We start from the raw sequence: 19,360 nt of genomic DNA on the forward strand, positions 1-19,360 counted from the left end.
TTTGAAGGTTGCCACCATTTGTCAGGTTATTAATAATAGTGGAAGTATCTGCTGAACGACGGAGCCGCTCGCAGATGTGCTGACACCAACTGTCGTGCCATTACTGGTAGTGAATGAATAGTATTGATCAAGGTTACCAGCTGCCGAATCGGGGAGAAGATCTGCAAGATCAAGCCCCCCTGAACACCAACATTAAAATCTGTAACGATATCAACTGCCGGGGAGCCTGATGCGCCCTGGTCTCCGTCATGCCAGATGAAGAAATCAATCCCGCCACCGCCGGTTAAGGTATCCTTTCCTCCTCCGGCATTTATGCTGTCATTCTTTAATCCACCAATAAGAATATTGTTAGTTTCATCGCCTTCCAGCCGGTTCTCAACAACAGCAACTTCATCGGCTCCGTTGATATGCACAGTTAAAACTGCCTGAGCTGTATCACCATTATTATCTACTGTTGTATACACAAACCTGTCGTTTGCTGTTTGCCCGCTGGTCAGACTATCAACCTGCTCATTGGTATTATTTAGTGTGTAGCTGTAACTACCATCAGACTTAATATTGATCTCACCAAATTCTGTCTGAACAGTTGTTCCTCCGGAAGTGACTGTAACGGCATTGCCATTAACATCCAGAATACTGGTAACACTTTGAGCATTTGTATCGTTGCTTAATACATTACCTTCAACAACAGAGTCAAAACTGTAAGCAAGGTCAGCGGGATAATTCAAATCAGACGAAGTTCCCAGATTCGTAACTGCCCCGGTATTCTTATTAATTGAGATCAATTCATTAGAACCGTTCACTCCATACAACTGGCCATCCTGAACAAATAAAGGAGATGGATTGTCAGTCAGAGCTGAAGGGCTTGCAGATATTGAGCGTGTTGCAACTTCGGTTGCGGCAAGAGTATGCGGATCTACTGTATAAACAGCATCTTCACCAAGCGCATAAAGCTGGCCATCAACCATTGCCAGATATAAATGGCCTAATGATGTGCTCGGTGTTGTACCGGTGATATTCCCCAGAGTTGTAACTTCTCGAGTTTCCACATCAATAGTTGCCAAAGTAGTACCTGAAGTAATGAGGTAACTCATTCCATCCGGGCAAAATTTCTCAACAATTGATACCGAATCATTAGCAGCAAAGGAGTCAGCAAGCATATTGACTGTTAGCGTTGCAGTAGCAGTACTGGTGCCATCACTTACTGTATATGTGAAGGTATCAATACCTCCTGGAGTGGCAGCATTTGATGGTGTGTAAGAGTATGTCCCGTTTGCAGCTACAATCAGCGTTCCATATTGGCCCTGAATAGGTGTTGTGCCGGAAGAAGAAACATTCGTTTCTCCAATTCTGGTAACACTTAAAGCATTTCCTTCTGCATCCTGATCATTCCCAAGCAATCCCGTTGAAACCAGACTGTTAACAGCTACGGTCTGACCAGCACCAACATTAAGAACGCCACCTTCCGCGTTTGGAGCCGCATTAATTGGTCGCTGAACAGTGATATCAATTTCCGCAGTTTTAGAAGCGCAACCCTGATCACTCACCATGTAAATGAAACTATCACTCAGCTCACCATTAGAGTTCAACATGGCCTGTACTTCGGAGTTGGTAAACGCTCGATCATAAATTCTTAGACCATCGATCTGACCAGAATGCTCAACAACAGATTGTGCCGATGTACTTTGACCTATCTGAGCTCCATCAAGCCAGGCAATTAATGTTCCATCAGGTTCATCTAAAAAGAGAGTTATCTGATGGAAATGACTGGTATCCAGAGAAGAAATATCAGTGCTGAGAAAAGCCCCTGACCAACCAGATGTCGAACTGTATGCCCCGGCATACAAAGTGCTGTCATGAATATAAATGATAAAGCCACTGGAGCTACCACCTTCCTCAGTAAAGAAATTTGAAACAGAAACCGAAGCGTCTGCAGAGCCTCCCTGACCGTTGTAAATTTTGAACTCTAAAGTATTACTGGTGTTGTTATGGGTGAGAAAAATATTGTTGTCTGCTTCCCCATCACTAAAGTCGAAAATTCGAGACCATCTGTTGCTTAAATCATCAATCCTGACCCAAGCTGCAACTGACATTGGACCACCAATCGCCAAATCATTGATTTCTGCATCACCACGCAGATACCCCTGGTTGCTTTCCCGATCATACCGGGCACCGTCAGCTGCAACGTAGGTGTAGGTTCCATCAGCATCAGTTGCCGTGAGTGTTCCTTCAACACTCACAACAACGATGGATTGAGAAATCGGGCTGGCATTACTCATACATCCTCCGTGATAACCTGAGTGCTTAGGTCATCAGGTTGCCATTATCCGTAAGGTTATTAATCAAGACACTGGTATCGGCTGTTCCCAGTGCCGCTGATAAATCAACATTCTGAAGAACAATTTGCTGAACAGCTTCACCATTGGCAGACGAGCTGATTCCAATCGTTGTGCTGCCGTTTTCAAAATTGAAACTGAGGTACTGATCCAGATTATCAGCCGATACGGTATTGGGGATCAGATCTGCAATGTTGAGAACATCTCCTTGCATCCCCAGCGCAAAATCCATCACTCTATCTACAGCTGGAGCAGTGGTGGTGCCCACATCAGAAGCATTCAAGGTGAATACATCTATTCCACCACCTCCAGTCAGAATATCGTTTCCACCGCCACCGATAATTTCATCATCAGTCGTATTGCCTGTAAGGGTATTGTTGGCACTATCTCCGATTACGGTCTGATCAATATGAACAAGCTTGGCGTCATAAGGGACTGTTGATGTCCAGCTTGATGTAGCGACGCCATTTGCATCGTATTCTGTTACTGTGACTTCAATGTGCAGATCATTTGAAGAGTTGCTGGTTACGTTAGAAAGAGTAAGTCCTGCGTTCCTGGCGTTAAGACTTTCAAGCCCTGCATTGTTCCCTGATGAAGCCGACCATGACCAGCTGTTGTTGCTTGTAGTTACCGAACCGGCGTCTGTTAATGTTGTGGGTGACGTTATTGAGGCATCACCATGACCTGTAATAGTTATACCTGTAATTCTCTGATTATTGGCACCGGAATCAACAGTAAAGCCAAGTGGTTGAGATTCGCTACCACCATGAAACACATAAGCGTGCTGGGTATCAGAGAAAGTCGGGACATGCGCTGCAGAAACATCAGTCGCACCATTAATGTTTACTGACAGAACACTCTGGGCGGTTCCACCATGATTATTCACGGCCATGTAAACAAAACGATCATTAACTGTTTCATTCAAATCAACCTCAGCTAACGCCGGACTGTTATTATCAAGGTGATAGGTATAAGAACCATCCGCATTGATTTTCAACTCACCGAACTGCCCCCGAACAATAGTCTCCCCGCTGATATTGGTGGAAGAACTCAAGCCATCAGCACCAGAAACAGCAGTAACTCTGACAGCCCCTGTGTCATTGGTAATCACATTCCCTGTCACCTGTCCAAAAGCAAGCTGAGAAGCGCCGGTTACATCTTCTCCCACAGTACTTGATAGCTCTGTTGCAGCTCCTGTCTGGGGATTTATCTGGAATGTCTGACCATCAGCGTCGACAGCACTCAATTGCCCATTAATTGATGCAAAAGCAGTGTAGGGATCATCGACCTGAGCTATTGGTGTAACAAGCGAACTACTTACATCAACACGGGTAAGCCAGTTTTCTCCACTGACACTGTTGTTAAGAACCATGTAGATCTCACCGTTGTGCCATGTAATACCACCAACAGGAGTACCACTGACGTTACCAACAGCTGTTGTCAAACCACTAGAGACATCAATAGAGCTAAGCACTCCATTTGAATTGACCGCATACAGAACCCCGGTAGATGACATGGTTATACCTTCTACTGTTCCTGCTACCGTGTGGTTTACGAGTGAGGTCGCCGTACCGTTTGCAATATTAATTGTGTAGATTGCATCGTTCGTGGCTCCATAAACAACGTTGTTTGTACCAACAGTCACATCCTGGAAGTTTGGAGTACCTGAAAATAGAACCCGGCTTCCTCCCGTTGCAGTATCAAAGGCCAACAGCCGGTTTCCTTCATTGTCATAAACAAGAATGGTGCTGCCATTTGCCTCAGACTCATAAATTGTTGCCGTATCATGTGTAGCAAAATCATTAGCCAGAACATTTACAGCCAAGTTTGCTGTCACAGTGCCGTGTCCATCGCTGACTGTGTAGGTGAAGGTGTCGGTTCCACCCTGTGTCGCTGAGTTAAGTGGGACATAGCTGTATGTACCATCAGCAGCAATAATCAACGTTCCGTACTGTCCACTGATGCTGGTAGTTCCTGATGCTGCAACTGCACCGTTCACAATCGTGATGCTGGTTGTATCGCCATCCTGATCAACAACCATTCCTAATAGTCCCGCAGGCTGAGCAGAAACAGTTGAAGAAGATTGGGAAAAGGCGACATTTAACTCATGGTTTTCCAACTCAGGTAAGTGGTTATAAGTCTCATGAAGAGACAATGTCAGCGACGCACTTTCCTGAGTACCATCACTGGCCGTTACGGTGTAGGTAAAATTATCTTCCAGACTATCAACAGTGGCGGGATCAAATGAATTGCTGTTATAGCTGTAGCTGCCAGAAGAGCTGACAGTTAAGCCACCTAGTGTGGTTTGGATCAAAACCTCACCGTTTTTGGGAATTGTTACGCCATTCACAGCTGTTATACGAGCGCCTTCGGGAAGAGAATCATTTCCCAGCAAACCTGTTTGATTCAGCAGTTGTGCCCCAATACGAACATCACCGGAATCATTACGCAGAGTCATAACTGGTTCAGGCTCTGGCGCAGTGACGGGAGCTGAAGATCCTGACGTAGAGGTCAAACTTCTTGGTTGTGACAGATCACTCTCACTGACACCACTACTGATTGAGATATCAGAGTTATGTCCACCGTAAGCATTAAATGAGAGAGGCCGACTTTGTGGCGTACTATCAGCATCGGACAGCGTGTCACCGGCAGGAGTCAGAAAATTCACAGCCGGGCTCAAAATCGGTGTAGATCCAGCCCTGCTCAACTCTGAGTTTCCCCCTCCATCACTGCTTTCAGAGCTTGGGCTTGAAGTGTCCGGTACTGGTTCCGTGGCAGGAGGACTTTCAATAACTTCCTGACTTTCTGTAGTGACTTCTTCAACAGTCTCCTGAGAAGCCTGTTGTATTTCCGGTTGAAGAACAGCTTGAACTGGCTGGTAGAGATAGTTGTTGCTGACAAGGACAATCTCGCCACTTGCGGTGCGAATGACCGCCTGACCACCATCAACACCCTGGATCGTTTCTCCAGGCAATAACTGGCCACCTTCTTCAAGAGGTCTTGTACTGCCATCAGGCGCAACCGCAATAACTTCACCTGTTATTTCGGTAACAATGGCGGGTCCAGTCGATTGAGGATTCATGGTTAACATCCCTCTACTTCAAATCCTTGACCTCTACTGCTTTTCGGGCAGGCAGGGCTTATTTTTAGACTAGATAGTAAGAAGCGATGCCTTATTAGAGATAGGTAATCAAAGAAGAAAAGGCTATTGCTAATAGTTATCAGGAAAAGCCAAAAGCTATCTCTCTGTCAGAGCGTTGGCACGGGCTTTTAGAACAGGTTTCAACAGGTATGACATAATTGTTTTCTTGCCAGTCACTATGTCCACCTGAGCATGCATTCCGGGAATGATTTCCAGTGGTTCTTTATCTGTTCCTAAATGACTTTTCTCTGTACGGATTCGGACGATGTAATAACTCTCACCCTGCTCATCGGTAATGGTATCAGCACTGATGTGATCGACTTTGCCTTCAAGCCCTCCGTAGATAGAAAAATCATAGGCTGTGAGCTTCACAATAGCCTTATCACCCGTCTGCAGGAATGCAACATCCTTCGGATTGATCTTGGCTTCAACCAGCAGAGCATCCTCTACAGGCACGATTTCAATCAAATCCATTCCCGGCTGTACCACACCTCCGATTGTATTCACATGAATCTTCTTCACGATTCCGGGAAGTGGAGCACGAACCTCACGTCTGGAAACCTGATCTACCAGGGACTTTCTGCTTTGTGTCAACTGTGCCAGTTTCACTTCTTCAGCACGCAGTTCTTCAAGAGTTTCTTCACGGAATTTCAGTTTTACTTCCCTTTCACGACCACGCTGCTCCTGAAGTGTTGACTGCAAGCGGGGCAGGCTGAGTTCAGCTTCATTCAATTCAGAAAGAAGATCATTAACTCTTTGTTCCAGCTGAATCATTTCAACCTCTGAAACAACGCCTTTCAAAGCCAGTGGTCGTGTCATTTCAAGTTCTTTTAAGCCAAGATCATAGCTCCGCTGCAGGTGATCACGGCGAGTTTCCATAGCCCGCATTTCCTGCTCACTCTGGCGGACTTTCTCTTTAACAATATCAAGTTCCGCTTCAAGACCTTCACGACGACTGTTGTAGACATCACGCTCACGACTGATTAAATCTGTATAGGATTTCACTTCATCAGGGAATATCAGGCGTCTCTCGTCGACTTCTGCTTTGAGGCGGGCAATCGTTGCCAGCACACTGAAATATTCAACCTCAGATTCCTGGAAAGTTGAATTGAAGCTGGTGTCATCCAACTGCATCAAAGCCTGGCCTTTCTCTACAAGCTGACCTTCTCTTACCAGCAGTTTTTCGAGGATTCCCCCTTCAAGATTCTGTACAACCTGAAGTCGGGAAGAGGGTACAACCTTGCCATCACCACGGGTAATCTCATCAACCTCGGCCCAGCAGGCCCAAAGAATTGCAATAGCAATAGCCAGGAAACTCAGGACAACCAGCAAACGACCGCCACTGGGAGACTTCAGCAACATGGCTGCCGAAGCATCAGACATATATTCCAGCTCAACTCTGGAAGCAGGCTGTTTTCTTTTTCCACCCTTGGGAAATTGCGTGACAGGAGCCTTTTGCCCTTTTGGTATGGGAGGTCTCTGTTTCTTTTTGCCTCTCTTGGGATCGAGCGGCACTGGCTTCTTGTCGCTCATTAGGAAATCCTCAACTTACCTTCACGCAAAGCTGCAAAGACCTGATCTTTTGGCCCGTCAGCAACTATTCGCCCTTGGTCCATCACAATGAGACGATCAACCAAGTCCAGCATAGACGCCTTGTGAGTAACTAAAATCAATGTCTTGTTCTGACAGTAACCCTGAAGATTTTGCCTTAACCTGGTTTCCGTTGTGTTATCCATAGAGCTGCACGGCTCATCGAGAACCACTATCGGTGCGTCCATCAGCATAGCTCTTGCCATTGCAACGCTCTGCCTCTGACCGCCGGAAAGGTTTCCACCCCGTTCACCGACCTGCATATCAAGCCCTTCAGGGTGACGATCCGCAAATTCTTTCACACCTGATATTTCAGCAGCCTTAAGAATCGCACTGTCGTCCATATAACTGGCGCCAAGAGAGATATTTTCTTTAAGGGTTCCGTACATAAGACAGGTGTCTTGAAGGGCACAACCAATGTTATGACGCAGGTCTGAAGGGTTAACCTGCCGAAGATCAACACCATCAATACGAACCGCACCATTTTCAGGTTGGTAAAGGCCGAGAATCATTTTCTCAACAGTAGTTTTACCTGAGCCAATCCGCCCGATAATTCCTACTTTTTCACCAGCTTTAATTCTCAGGCTGACATTATTGAGAGCTTTAAATTCCTGACCAGGATAGGAGAAGTTCACCTGCTCAAATTCGATGTCTCCTTTGAGCACAGGGCGATGTGCATAAGACTTTCCCTCAGGCCTGTCAGAGGGCATCTTCATAATATCGTTCAGGGCATTGAGGGCAACTTTTGTCTGGTTATATCGGGTTGAGAGTCCTGCAACCTGCCCCATTGGAGCAAGGCAGCGTCCTGACAGCATCACTGTAGCTATTAACCCACCCATGCTTAGTTCGCCCTCAGCAATCATATAAACGCCACCAACAACAAGAGCAACTGTCACAACCTGTTGAATAAATGCGGCAATAGTTCCAGCGGATGCAGACAGCATCTTGCTGCGAACGCCCCATTTGGCAATATGGCCAACGTTCTTTTCCCACTTGGCTTGCATCTCACTCTCAGCACGTGCCACCTTGATACTTTCGGCACTCCCAAGAACTTCAATCAACGTTGCATTCTTCTGGGCTGAAGAGCGAACGGTTTTATCCACAGACTTTCTAAGAGGGCTTTGCAGGGCGAAACCATACAGGGCAATAATCAGAGCGCCGATCGCAGGCACTACAGCTAAAGGCCCTCCAATAAAGCCAACAACCATCAAAATAATCAGAGTAAATGGAAGATCGACGAGGGCAGTAACTGTTGAGGATGTGATGAAATCCCTGATGCTCTCGAATTCCTGAACATTCCTGGCAAAGGAACCAACGGACTGTGGTCGCGAAGCCATGGATAGCCCAAGCACTTTTTCGAAAATACGGGCAGATAGAAGGATATCCGACTTTCTACCTGCAAGATCGATAAAGTAGCTGCGCATTAGCTTAAGCACTGTATCGAAGGTAAACAGGATCATTGCTCCGAAAGCCAGTACCCACAGCGTATCAATCGCATTATTGGGTACAACCCGGTCGTAAACATTCATCACAAACAGCGGGCTGGCAATGGCAAATGTATTGATAAGAAATGATGCCAGCAGAACATCCCGGTAAATCCGCCAGGATTGAGTAATTGTTCCCCAGAACCAGTGTCTGGAGCGAATTTTAAGAGTTTCCGGAGCACGATCATCATACTGATACTTTTCCCTGATAAAGAAGGCATGACCAGAATACTCTTTGACCAGCTGCTGTAGGCTGACATCCTGTGTTCCACTGCCTGCTTCGGGGAAAATGACCTTGGCATTGCCTCTTTTGAAATCAATATTGGTCATGATACAGGCTTTTCGCCCTTTCAGAAGGAGCACAACAGGGGTAACAAGTGATGAAATCTTCTTCAGCGGCGTTTTAACGAGACGGGCTGCGAACCCTCCACGAGCGGCTGCCCGGATAAACAGCTCTGCAGTCAGCCTGTTATCCTGCAGGGGAAGCCCATGCTTAAGCGCATCAGCACTACTGGAGCGCCCATGAATGCGGGTGATTGTGACCAGACAATCCAGTAAAGGATCCAGATGAGTACTGCCATCTCTGGGAATGGACCAGTCTTTCTGAGGTTTGGCGGCTTCAGACATGGCCGGGAGAACATCCTGTTCAAACTACTCTCCATGAAAGATTAGGGGCAGGTAGGTAAGAAGTCCGAAGAACCCAGTTTTCTCGTCATAATTCAGGCATTAAACCTCTTCCAAGGCCTAAAGCTATCGATAACGGAAAAGTTCCGTTGACGCAGTCAGATCAACTCATTTCATAGGGTTTTATTAGCTGGAGGCAAAAGCCTTCCCAAAAGATGGACAACAGTAGGGTCTTCGGTGCTCCATGGATCATCTGTATCAGTTACTGAGTCAACTGAACATTTTCCGAGTGCTCTTGAGGATAAAGAGAAGAATCCGGCTCAAGGTGCCACTGACCTTGCGATGTTTCCTGTTGGTCAAGGCTTAAAGTGAATGAAACTTGTGCAGCAACTTGAAAAGAAAAGAGAAGGACCGCTATCCAAAGAACATTGAAGAGAGCTGAAGAGTATGCCTTCATGTCAGCACCTGAGAGTAAGGGCAATATGACAGAGACAAGGTAGATGGTGTTCTGAAAAAGAAAAGGGCCGGGGTAATGTCCCAGCCCTTACACATAATCAACAAAAGCGGCTTTTATGCATCCGAAGGTGAACGTTCAAAAACCTCAGCCTTCATTTTCTTGAGCCCTATGTGACGAACATCAGTTCCTTTCACCAGATAGATAACGTACTCAGCGATATTCCGAGCATGGTCACCAATACGTTCCAGGGAACGCAGTACCCACATAATGTTAAGCACCCGGGTAATTGAGCGGGGATCTTCCATCATGTAAGTCACCAGCTCGCGCATGGCAGAGCGGTATTCTCTATCAACAGACTTATCTTCCTGAGCAACAGCAAGAGCCATATCAGCATCAAAGCGGGCAAAGGCATTCAGAGCATCCTGCACCATTTTGCGCACATGAGTACCAATATGACGAGCTTCAATATAACCCCTGGGTGACTCACCATTCTCAGCCAGCTCCATGGAGAAGCGGGCGATTTTGGCAGCTTCGTCACCAATACGCTCCAGATCAGTTGAAGCTTTGGTGCAGGCAATGACCAGTCGCAGGTCTGATGCAGCCGGTTGGCGACGAGCCAGAATACGGGATGCTTCCTCATCAATGGAAACTTCCATAAAGTTTACATCGTCGTCTTTTGCCCGAACGCTGAGCGCCAGTTCACTATCGGCATCAATAAGGGAATCAATGGCATCTGAAACCTGTTTCTCAACAGCGCCGCCCATAGCCAGCAGCTGACTACGCAACTCTTCCAGCTCAGTATTGAACTGCTGAGAAATGTGCTGGTTCAGATCCGTGTTCATATCCACTGACATAAATTATTATCCTTGGGTTCTAACCGTAGCGACCGGTAATGTAATCCTCGGTCTTCTTCTCACGAGGATTGGTAAAGATGGTATCAGTATCACCAAATTCAATCAGTTGCCCCATGTACATAAAGGCGGTGTAATCAGAAACACGCGCCGCCTGCTGCATATTGTGGGTTACGATAACAATGGTGAATCTGTCTTTCAGTTCGTTAATAAGCTCTTCAATTTTTAGCGTGGAAATGGGATCAAGAGCAGAGGCCGGTTCATCCAACAGCAGAACTTCAGGCTTTACCGCAATCGTTCTGGCAATAACAAGACGCTGTTGCTGACCACCGGAAAGTCCCAGTGCGCTGTCGTGCAGACGATCCTTTACTTCTTCCCAGAGAGCAGCCCCCTTCAATGCCCACTCTACAGTGTCATCCAGAACACGCTTTTTATTAATTCCCTGAATACGCAGTCCATAGGCTACGTTTTCATAAATACTTTTTGGAAACGGGTTTGGTTTCTGGAATACCATACCAACCCGGCGGCGAAGATCAGAAACATCAACGCGCTTGTGATAGATATCTTCCTCGCCATCCAGAATTACTTCACCATCAATCTTGCAACTCTCCACCAGATCGTTCATCCGGTTGAGGCTGCGAAGCAGAGTTGATTTACCACAGCCTGATGGCCCAATGAATGCAGTTACACGCTTTTTGGGTATCGGCATATTGATGCCAAATAATGCCTGCTTTTCACCGTAGAAGAGATTGAGATCATGAATATCAAGACAGGTTTCTTCCTCTTCAAGAGAAAGCTTGCGCCGCCCACGACCAAGAGAATCCAGGTTAATACCGTGGGTTTTATGCTCCTGCGTGGCTGGTTCCCCGTTAGGTTGCTCAAATGATTGCACGGTCTCGACTTTTTCGTCCTGGGCTACTGCCACTGATTCAGTCATGGTTAGCCTTCTACTCTCATTTTTACTCTGAATAAACCGTTATGCCAAAAAAATTCATCAAAATTTCATATTCAGAGCAGTGTCCGTTTCAGGCTGGCCCATGATTGATGACCAGCCCCCTAACAACTTTCTGCGTATCTCTAAATCTCGAGAGCTTTGTACTTCTCACGCAGGTGGTTTCGAATCGCGACAGCTGAAAGGTTCAGCACAGCAATAACAATGACCAGCAACAGCGCAGTGGCATAAACCAAAGGCCGCGCAGCCTCAACGTTCGGGCTCTGGAAGCCCACATCATAAATATGGAAGCCAAGGTGCATAAACTTCTGATCAAGATGCAGGAAGGGGTAATTCCCATCCAGCGGCAAACTCGGAGCCAGCTTTACAACACCCACCAGCATCAGCGGCGCCACTTCGCCAGCTGCACGGGCAACAGCCAGAATCAAACCGGTCATCATGGCAGGGCTGGCCATTGGCAGCACAACGCGCCACAAGGTTTCTGCCTTGGTTGCTCCAAGGGCAAGGCTTCCTTCACGTACGGTTGAAGGAATTCGGGACAACCCTTCTTCAGTAGCAACAATCACAACCGGCAGAGTCAGAAGAGCCAGAGTGATAGATGCCCACAGCAAGCCAGGCGTGCCGAAGGTGGGAGAAGGCAGAGCTTCCGGGAAGAACAGCTGATCCATATGGCTACCCAGGAAGTAGACAAAGAAGCCCAGACCAAATACACCGTAAACAATGGACGGAACACCGGCGAGGTTGTTAACCGCAACCCGGATCACACGAGTGACAAAACCCTGCTTGGCATACTCACGAAGGTAAACAGCGGCAATCACACCAAATGGCGTAACGATAATGGACATAATAATAACCATCATCACCGTACCAAAAATGGCCGGGAAAATACCACCTTCTGTATTGGCTTCACGGGGATCGTCGCTGACAAATTCCCAAATCTTGTCACCGTAGAAGCCTACCTTGCCAAAGAAACCCATAGCGTTGGGCTGATAGGCCCGCACAATCTTGGAAACATTGATATCGACTATGTTGTTGTCGATGGTTTGTGCCTGAATGCTATCCCGGGTGAAAGCAGCATAGAGATCACCCAGCTCCTTTTCCAAAACCTTATATTCGGCATCAAGTACAGCCCGGCTCGCAGCAATATCCGCCAGCGCTTCCGGCGTATTTGTGCCTTTCAGCTCCAGACTGCGTTCCTTCAGGCGCAGACGCTCCAGGCCACTGTTGATGTGGCCGATTTCTTTCTTCTCAATTTTGTAGATCTGGGAGTAAATATCTTCAGCTCGCTCAATGCTGTCCTGGAGTGCAGCCCAGGCTTCTGTGCCTGACGCTACAACAGAACCATTCTGGCGAACATCTTTCAGGAAACCGTAAAAGTTACCCCACTCCCGTCGTTCAAGGGCAATGGCATCTTTAGGATGGCTGACATTCTGCAACCAGGGTTTTACTACCCAGACAAAATCACTGCCGCTAACATCTCGGTTACCAACCTTGATCAACTGGCGATCAATCAGTGCTTTGTTACCTGGCTTTGGCAACCCTGCATCCACAAGACGCTGGGCTGGTATTTCCTCAACATCTGCAATCTGCCCCATAACCTGAACCTGACTGTTGCCAGGAATGGTGTAATCCGCAGCCACAATAGCTGTTGGCCAGAAATGTCCCAGACCACGCACAGCTATCAGAGCCAGCAGTCCGAGAACCATCACAACACTTACGGCAACAGCTCCGGCATTCAGCCATACCCATGGCGAACCGCTTTTGAACCAGTTGCTGACAGTTATTTTCATCGTCATTTACCGTCGCTAAATTCTTGGGCCACTTACTGAATTAAAGAGAGCTGTACTTCTGGCGCAGACGGTGGCGAACCATCTCAGCCAGTGTGTTCACAACAAAGGTGAACAGGAACAGCACCAGTGCAGCCAGGAACAGGATCCGGTAGTGAGAGCTGCCCACTTCCGATTCAGGCATTTCCACAGCGATATTTGCCGCCAGTGTTCGCATGCCTTCAAAAATATTGGCATCCATAATCGGCGTGTTACCGGTTGCCATCAGAACAATCATGGTTTCACCAACAGCCCGCCCCATACCGATCATGACTGCAGAGAAAATACCGGGGCTTGCTGTCAGCAGAACAACCTTGGTCAAGGTCTGCCAGGGAGTGGCTCCCAAAGCCAGCGAACCATAAGACAGGTGCTTGGGCACACTGAAGATCGCATCTTCAGCAATGGAGAAAATTGTCGGAATTACTGCAAAGCCCATCGCCAGACCAACAACCAGGGCATTACGCTGGTCATAGGGAATACCCAGATCATGAGTAATCCAGCTGCGCATATCGCCACCAAAAAACAGTGACTCCATGGCTCCACTCAAACTCATTGCCAGCCAGCCAAAGATCAGAATGACCGGAACCAGCATGGCTGCCTGCCAGCCTTCACCAACCCGGCCACGAATACTCAGTGGCAGACGATCCCAGAACCATGCAAACAGCAGCACACCAAATGGAAGCAGTATCAGCAAACTGAATATTCCGGGGAGGTTGTTCTCAACGTAAGGAGCCAGCCACAAACCGGCGAGGAAACCGAGAATGACTGTTGGCAATGCCTCCATTAATTCAATAACCGGCTTAACCTTTCGACGCATTCCTGGAGCCATAAAGTAAGCCGTGTAGATCGCTCCACAGATTGCCAGAGGTGTTGCCAGCAGCATGGCGTAGAAAGCCGCTTTCAAAGTACCGAATGCCAGTGGCATCAGGCTTAACTTGGGCTCAAAGTCATTATTGGATGCGGAAGACTGCCAGATATATTCAGGCTCACCGTAGGATTCGTACCAGACTTCATCCCACAATGCCGACCAGGACACTTCCGGGTGTTCATTCTCTACAGACCAGAAGGCCATATCATCACCGGTACGCACCAGCAAACCGTTTGCACGGGGAGCAATTCCGGTAAAAGCAACATTCTGATCAGCAATTTTGGTTGTCAGAACCTGTCTGTTAGCTGTCGTACTGTAGAGGCCCAGAACACCGGCACTATCCAAAGCCAGGAAGCCTTTACGACGGTGTTCAGGAATAATGCTGGTGATAACGGCATCACCCTGTTTGAAGCTGCGAATACGGGTCAGGTCTTCTTTGCCCGATTGATTGCGCACCATAAACCATTGACTGATATTGCCATCGCTGTCACCTGCCAGCAGCGAAATGCCTCCCAGCAGAAACTCCAGTGAGGTTACGGTATGGGAATCTTCTGCCAGCGGCACAACCCGCTTCACATAGGGAACCAGGCTTTTAATATCCAGAACAGAAAGATCGTCATTACCGGAAAGTGCAAACAGCCATTTCCTATCAGGATCAAGCAATAGCCGGCGGACTTTACCGCCAATCATCGGCATAGTGACCTGCTCACGGGTCAGGGTGATCTCTTCAGTCAGGAAATCAACTTCCTTGTTGAGGCGGGTCATGAATAGCTGGCCACCGCTGGAACCGGCAATAGTGAGGACTTCTTCAGAATCCCTTATCGCCACTTCATCAAGGGGGAAGCCTTCAGAAACAGTTATTGGCTCTTCGCCATAGGGGTATTCAATAAAAGGCGTTATCAGACGCTGATCATTCGGCCAGGTGATCTTGTAATCATGCTTAAAAATAATGGCAGAACCATTGGATAGCCCCGCAATCAGCAGGTTACTGCCTGGCGCACTCTCAGCAAAAGCAGAAACGGTTACACCTGCGGGCACAGGCAACTGGCTTTGCAGCCGCAAGGAGCCATCCTGAGTATCGAAGAATTTGGCCTCACCACTTGAGGATACCTGCAAACCAATTTCAGCCTGCTCTTCCATAGCCAGATACAGACTTTCACCAGCCGTCACAGGCAGAGAGTATGCCACCTGTTTATGAACATCCGCAGAACGGAACAGCGGTACGACTTCAAACAGCAGATAAAAGAAGATCAGAGTAATCGCAACAATTACGCCAAGACCGCCAGTGGCAATACCATAGCGGGCAGCCCGATCCTTGAGCTTGCGCACGTTGCGGTATCTCAAAAGTGCCGGGGTATCAAAAGAGATATCCGGAGTCGATGAGGAAGAAATTTGTTGGCTCATTTGAGTGATTTCATACCGGATCGGTCTGTCATGAGCGAACAGTAACCGCGCAATGTGACACTAATATTACAAAAGAGTCATACCGCAAATGTTTAAAGAAAACCGCCCTGGAATAACAGCTAATGCCAGTCTTATAAACAAAAAAAACGCTGCCTCCATTCAGGAGACAGCGCTTTTTTCAACTCATATGAATCAGATATCACATACCCAAAGCACTCAGCTGCTTTTCAACAACCTTGGTAGGCAGAGGAATATAACCATCCTTCACAACAACTTCCTGGCCCTGCTGGGAGAGAACCATCTTCAGGAACTCACGCTCAATTGGAGCCAGAGGCTTGTTAGGCTGCTTGTTCACGTAAACATAGAGGAAACGTGACAGCGGGTAGGAACCATTCACAGCATTATCAGGATTAGCTTCTACAAAAGGCTGACCTGCTTTCTTTGCCAAAGGTACAGTACGAACACTGGAAGTCTTGTAGCCGATACCGGAATAACCAATACCGTTCAGGGAAGCAGATACAGACTGTACGACAGAAGCAGAACCTGGCTGCTCATTTACATTATTCTTGAAGTCACCCTTACAGAGAGCTTTCTTCTTGAAGTAACCGTATGTGCCGGATACAGAGTTACGACCATAAAGCTGCACATCACGATTCGTCCAAGGGCCAGTCAGACCAGTATCCCCCCAGGAAGTAATCTTCTTATCGCCACCACACTTCAACGTGGAAGAGAAGACAGCATCAACCTGAGCCATGGTCAGACCCTTTACAGGGTTGTCCTTGTTTACAAACACGGCCAGAGCGTCAATCGCTACAGGAACAGCCGTTGGCTTGTAACCGAATTTCTTCTCGAATGCGGCCAGTTCCTTGTCCTTCATCTTACGGCTCATGGGGCCGAGATTTGAAGTTCCTTCAGTCAGCGCAGGCGGCGCAGTAGAAGAACCAGCAGCCTGAATCTGGATATTTACATTAGGATAAGTGCGCTTGAAGTCTTCAGCCCACAGGGTCATCAGGTTGGCCAGAGTGTCGGAACCAACACTGGAAAGATTACCTGATACACCACTGGCTTTGGTGTATGTAGGAATATCAGCATCGACTTTGCTGGCCTGGGCCGTAAACGAAATACTGGCGGCCGCCAGAGTCAGTGCTGTTGCAAGGCCTTTCAGTTTCATTGTGTTCTCCGGGTCACCATTCTATTTTCAGGCAATGCGCGTTACTGCTTGCGAACTATCTGCCCAGTGAAATTTCTTGAGCGAAGCCAGTATCCGACTCCTTGATGACGATTATGTGAATAGTATGTGACAGAAAGATTACAATTAACTCCTCAATCAGCGGGCCGAGTCTTACCCCCCGCCGCAGCAATCGGTATACTGCCCACAACAATAATTACAAAGCAGTACCGGGACGTTATATGTCAGCATTACTCCGATCTTCCCGCCGGATTGTTCACTTCATCGATTCATTTACTGAAACCTTTGGCCGAGTTATTTCCTGGTTAAATATCGCGCTTATGTTGAGCGTATTTGCAGTTGTTTTGCTGCGATATGTTCTGAACATGGGATCAATTGCTCTCCAGGAACTGGCGATTTACATCCATGCAATTATTTTTCTCTCAGCCTGTGGCTACACACTTCGACATAATGGCCACGTGCGCGTTGATATTTTCTATCGGCGCTTCTCTCCCCGAACCCGCGGCATAGTTGACTCCCTGGGATCAATTCTATTCCTTCTTCCTGTTTGCCTTTTTATCGGCTTTATCAGCTGGGATTATGTGGATAGAGCCTGGGATATCAGGGAAACATCCCATGATCCGGGAGGGCTTCCAGCAGTATATCTATTAAAAAGCCTGATTCTTGTTCTTGTAGCAACCCTGGTTCTTCAGGGGGTTGCAGAGTTTTTAAAAGCTGTTGATGCGATTGTTAATCCTCAACAAAACAGCATATCCAACAATGAATTAGAGGAGGCCGCATAATGGAATTCATGCCTCTTTATATGTTTGCCGTTGTCTGCATTGTTCTTCTTGCAGGATATCCCGTTGCATTCTCGCTCGCTGGAACAGCATTAATATTTGCCGGGGTAGGGCTTGTTAACGGTTTCTTTGAGCCTTCATTCCTAACAGCTCTTCCCAGTCGTCTTTACGGCATTATGACCAACCAGACTCTGCTTGCTGTCCCTTTATTCGTGCTAATGGGAGTGATGCTGGAGAAATCCCGGATCGCTGAAGACCTTCTGGACAGTATGGCCCGGTTGTTTGGCCGTATCCGCGGAGGGTTGGGCATTTCAGTCACCCTTGTTGGTATGTTGCTGGCTGCCAGTACAGGTATTGTCGGGGCAACAGTTGTCACCATGGGCTTGATGTCGCTTCCAAGCATGTTGCGCAGAGGGTATGACCCAAAGCTGGCGACAGGTGCAATCTGTGCCACTGGAACACTGGGGCAGATTATCCCTCCCTCCATTGCTTTGGTTCTTCTTGGTGATGTTCTGTCCAGTGCATTTCAACAGGCACAACTACAACAAGGAATCTTCTCGCCGGAAACAGTCTCTGTTGGAGACCTGTTTGTTGGGGCAATTATCCCCGGCCTGATTCTGGTTGGACTCTACATTCTCTATCTTGGGACTATGGCTGTTCTGAAGCCGGAAAGTTCACCTGCTTATGATGATGGTGAGGTACAAATTTCGTTCTTACAGCTTGTTAACAGCCTGTTTCCGCCTCTAATTCTAATCGGTGCAGTACTTGGTTCAATTCTTACCGGTATTGCGACTCCAACAGAAGCTGCTGGCGTTGGTGCCCTAGGTGCCACCATTCTTGCCATCATCAAACGTCAAATGTCTTTGAATAAGCTGTCAGAAGTTGTGACCAGCACAACCCGAATCACCTGTATGGTGTTTATGATTTTGATCGGTGCTTCTGTCTTCTCGCTGGTTTTTCGTGGATATGGCGGTGATGAGCTGATTCAGGAACTGTTCAGCAATCTTCCTGGTGGAGTTTTTGGAGCCACACTCGTTGTCATGCTGGTGATCTTCCTTCTGGGCTTTATTCTTGATTTTATTGAAATTACTTTTGTTGTTGTGCCAATTGTCGGCCCGGCCCTGCTGGCAATGGGACTTGATCCAGTCTGGCTAGGCATAATGATTGCTGTTAATCTGCAGACGTCGTTTTTAACACCTCCCTTTGGTTTTGCCCTGTTTTATCTGCGAGGTGTTGCCCCGGCAACAATCAAAACGACAGATATCTACCGGGGTGTAGCGCCATTTGTAGGGATTCAGCTTGTTTTACTTGCGATCCTTGCCGTATGGCCCGAACTTGTAACCTGGCTGCCAGACAAAATTTATAACTAATTATATGTCAGGGCAGCTCCAAACAGCCATGAGCTAGAAAAATAAAAACAATAAGAATAAATGGAATTGCTTTATGGACATTCTGGAACTCGAACTTGATAAGGAAGTTGATCTTAACCCGGAGCCTCAGGGAGAGCTGACTCTGCAGGTTGCAGCCCTTCCCAAAGATACCAACCAGGATCGTGACATTCTTGGTGGCTGGGTTGTCTCCCAGATGGATCTGGCAGCTGAAGTGACTGCCCGAAAAATTGCCGATGGCAGAGTTGCCACCGTCGCTATCCACCAGCTGACGTTTATCAGACCCATAGAAGTAGGCGATATGGTGTGCTGCTACACCAATGTGACTAGCATTGGCAGCAGCTCAATTCATATAGATGTCGAAGTCTGGGTACGGCCAGCTGCGGGACAGCACTCACATAAGGTCACGGAAGGAACTTTTGTGTTTGTTGCAATTGACGATAACCGCCGTACCCGCCGTATTCGGTAAA

At 47.6% G+C, this 19,360-nt stretch carries 11 protein-coding genes and 2 pseudogenes; 3 read left to right on the top strand and 10 right to left on the bottom strand.

Annotated features, from left to right (window positions below; translation table 11 throughout):
- Positions 1–21: 21 nt before the first annotated feature.
- From M3P05_RS21155 to M3P05_RS00330, 10 genes and pseudogenes are all read right to left on the bottom strand, one after another.
- Positions 22–117, bottom strand: a pseudogene (locus tag M3P05_RS21155) (hypothetical protein); the annotation flags it as partial.
- 155 nt (positions 118–272) lie between these two features.
- Positions 273–2,279: pseudogene (locus M3P05_RS00290) on the bottom strand (Ig-like domain-containing protein); the annotation flags it as partial.
- Positions 2,280–2,304: 25 nt separating this feature from the next.
- Positions 2,305–5,418, bottom strand: coding sequence for a VCBS domain-containing protein (locus tag M3P05_RS00295; protein WP_249697226.1), 3,114 nt, complete (start codon positions 5,416–5,418; stop codon positions 2,305–2,307).
- 156 nt (positions 5,419–5,574) lie between these two features.
- A complete protein-coding gene (locus tag M3P05_RS00300) occupies positions 5,575–7,011 on the bottom strand; it encodes an HlyD family type I secretion periplasmic adaptor subunit (RefSeq protein ID WP_249697227.1) in 1,437 nt (478 codons plus the stop codon).
- On the bottom strand, positions 7,011–9,179 hold the full coding sequence (locus M3P05_RS00305; protein WP_249697228.1) for a type I secretion system permease/ATPase: 2,169 nt from the start codon (positions 9,177–9,179) through the stop codon (positions 7,011–7,013). The genes M3P05_RS00300 and M3P05_RS00305 overlap by 1 nt, the downstream gene beginning before the upstream one ends.
- Before the next feature lie 567 nt (positions 9,180–9,746).
- Positions 9,747–10,487, bottom strand: coding sequence for a phosphate signaling complex protein PhoU (gene phoU / locus M3P05_RS00310; RefSeq protein WP_249697229.1), 741 nt, complete (start codon positions 10,485–10,487; stop codon positions 9,747–9,749).
- Between the two features lie 19 nt (positions 10,488–10,506).
- Positions 10,507–11,421, bottom strand: a complete 915-nt coding sequence (pstB, locus tag M3P05_RS00315) for a phosphate ABC transporter ATP-binding protein PstB (RefSeq protein WP_249697230.1) — start codon at positions 11,419–11,421, stop codon at positions 10,507–10,509.
- Positions 11,422–11,561: 140 nt separating this feature from the next.
- Positions 11,562–13,226, bottom strand: a complete 1,665-nt coding sequence (pstA, locus tag M3P05_RS00320; RefSeq protein ID WP_249697458.1) for a phosphate ABC transporter permease PstA — start codon at positions 13,224–13,226, stop codon at positions 11,562–11,564.
- A gap of 40 nt (positions 13,227–13,266) precedes the next feature.
- Entirely contained in the window at positions 13,267–15,534 is a 2,268-nt protein-coding gene (locus M3P05_RS00325; protein WP_249697231.1) for an ABC transporter permease subunit, read from the bottom strand.
- Between the two features lie 199 nt (positions 15,535–15,733).
- Entirely contained in the window at positions 15,734–16,705 is a 972-nt protein-coding gene (locus M3P05_RS00330; RefSeq protein WP_249697232.1) for a PstS family phosphate ABC transporter substrate-binding protein, read from the bottom strand.
- A gap of 239 nt (positions 16,706–16,944) precedes the next feature.
- On the opposite strand from M3P05_RS00330, the gene M3P05_RS00335 reads away from it, so the two are divergent.
- The 3 genes from M3P05_RS00335 (at position 16,945) to M3P05_RS00345 (ending at position 19,359) form a co-directional block, all read left to right on the top strand.
- Positions 16,945–17,505 carry a TRAP transporter small permease subunit gene (locus tag M3P05_RS00335; protein WP_249697233.1) on the top strand — a complete coding sequence of 187 codons (561 nt, stop codon included), beginning with the start codon at positions 16,945–16,947 and terminating at the stop codon, positions 17,503–17,505.
- Entirely contained in the window at positions 17,502–18,872 is a 1,371-nt protein-coding gene (locus M3P05_RS00340; protein ID WP_249697459.1) for a TRAP transporter large permease, read from the top strand. Before M3P05_RS00335 ends, M3P05_RS00340 begins: the two co-directional genes overlap by 4 nt.
- A 73-nt stretch (positions 18,873–18,945) precedes the next feature.
- On the top strand, positions 18,946–19,359 hold the full coding sequence (locus tag M3P05_RS00345; RefSeq protein WP_249697234.1) for an acyl-CoA thioesterase: 414 nt from the start codon (positions 18,946–18,948) through the stop codon (positions 19,357–19,359).
- Position 19,360 lies beyond the last annotated feature (1 nt).

It is taken from the genome of Parendozoicomonas callyspongiae (assembly GCF_023502345.1).
GTDB classification, from domain to species: domain Bacteria; phylum Pseudomonadota; class Gammaproteobacteria; order Pseudomonadales; family Endozoicomonadaceae; genus Sansalvadorimonas; species Sansalvadorimonas callyspongiae.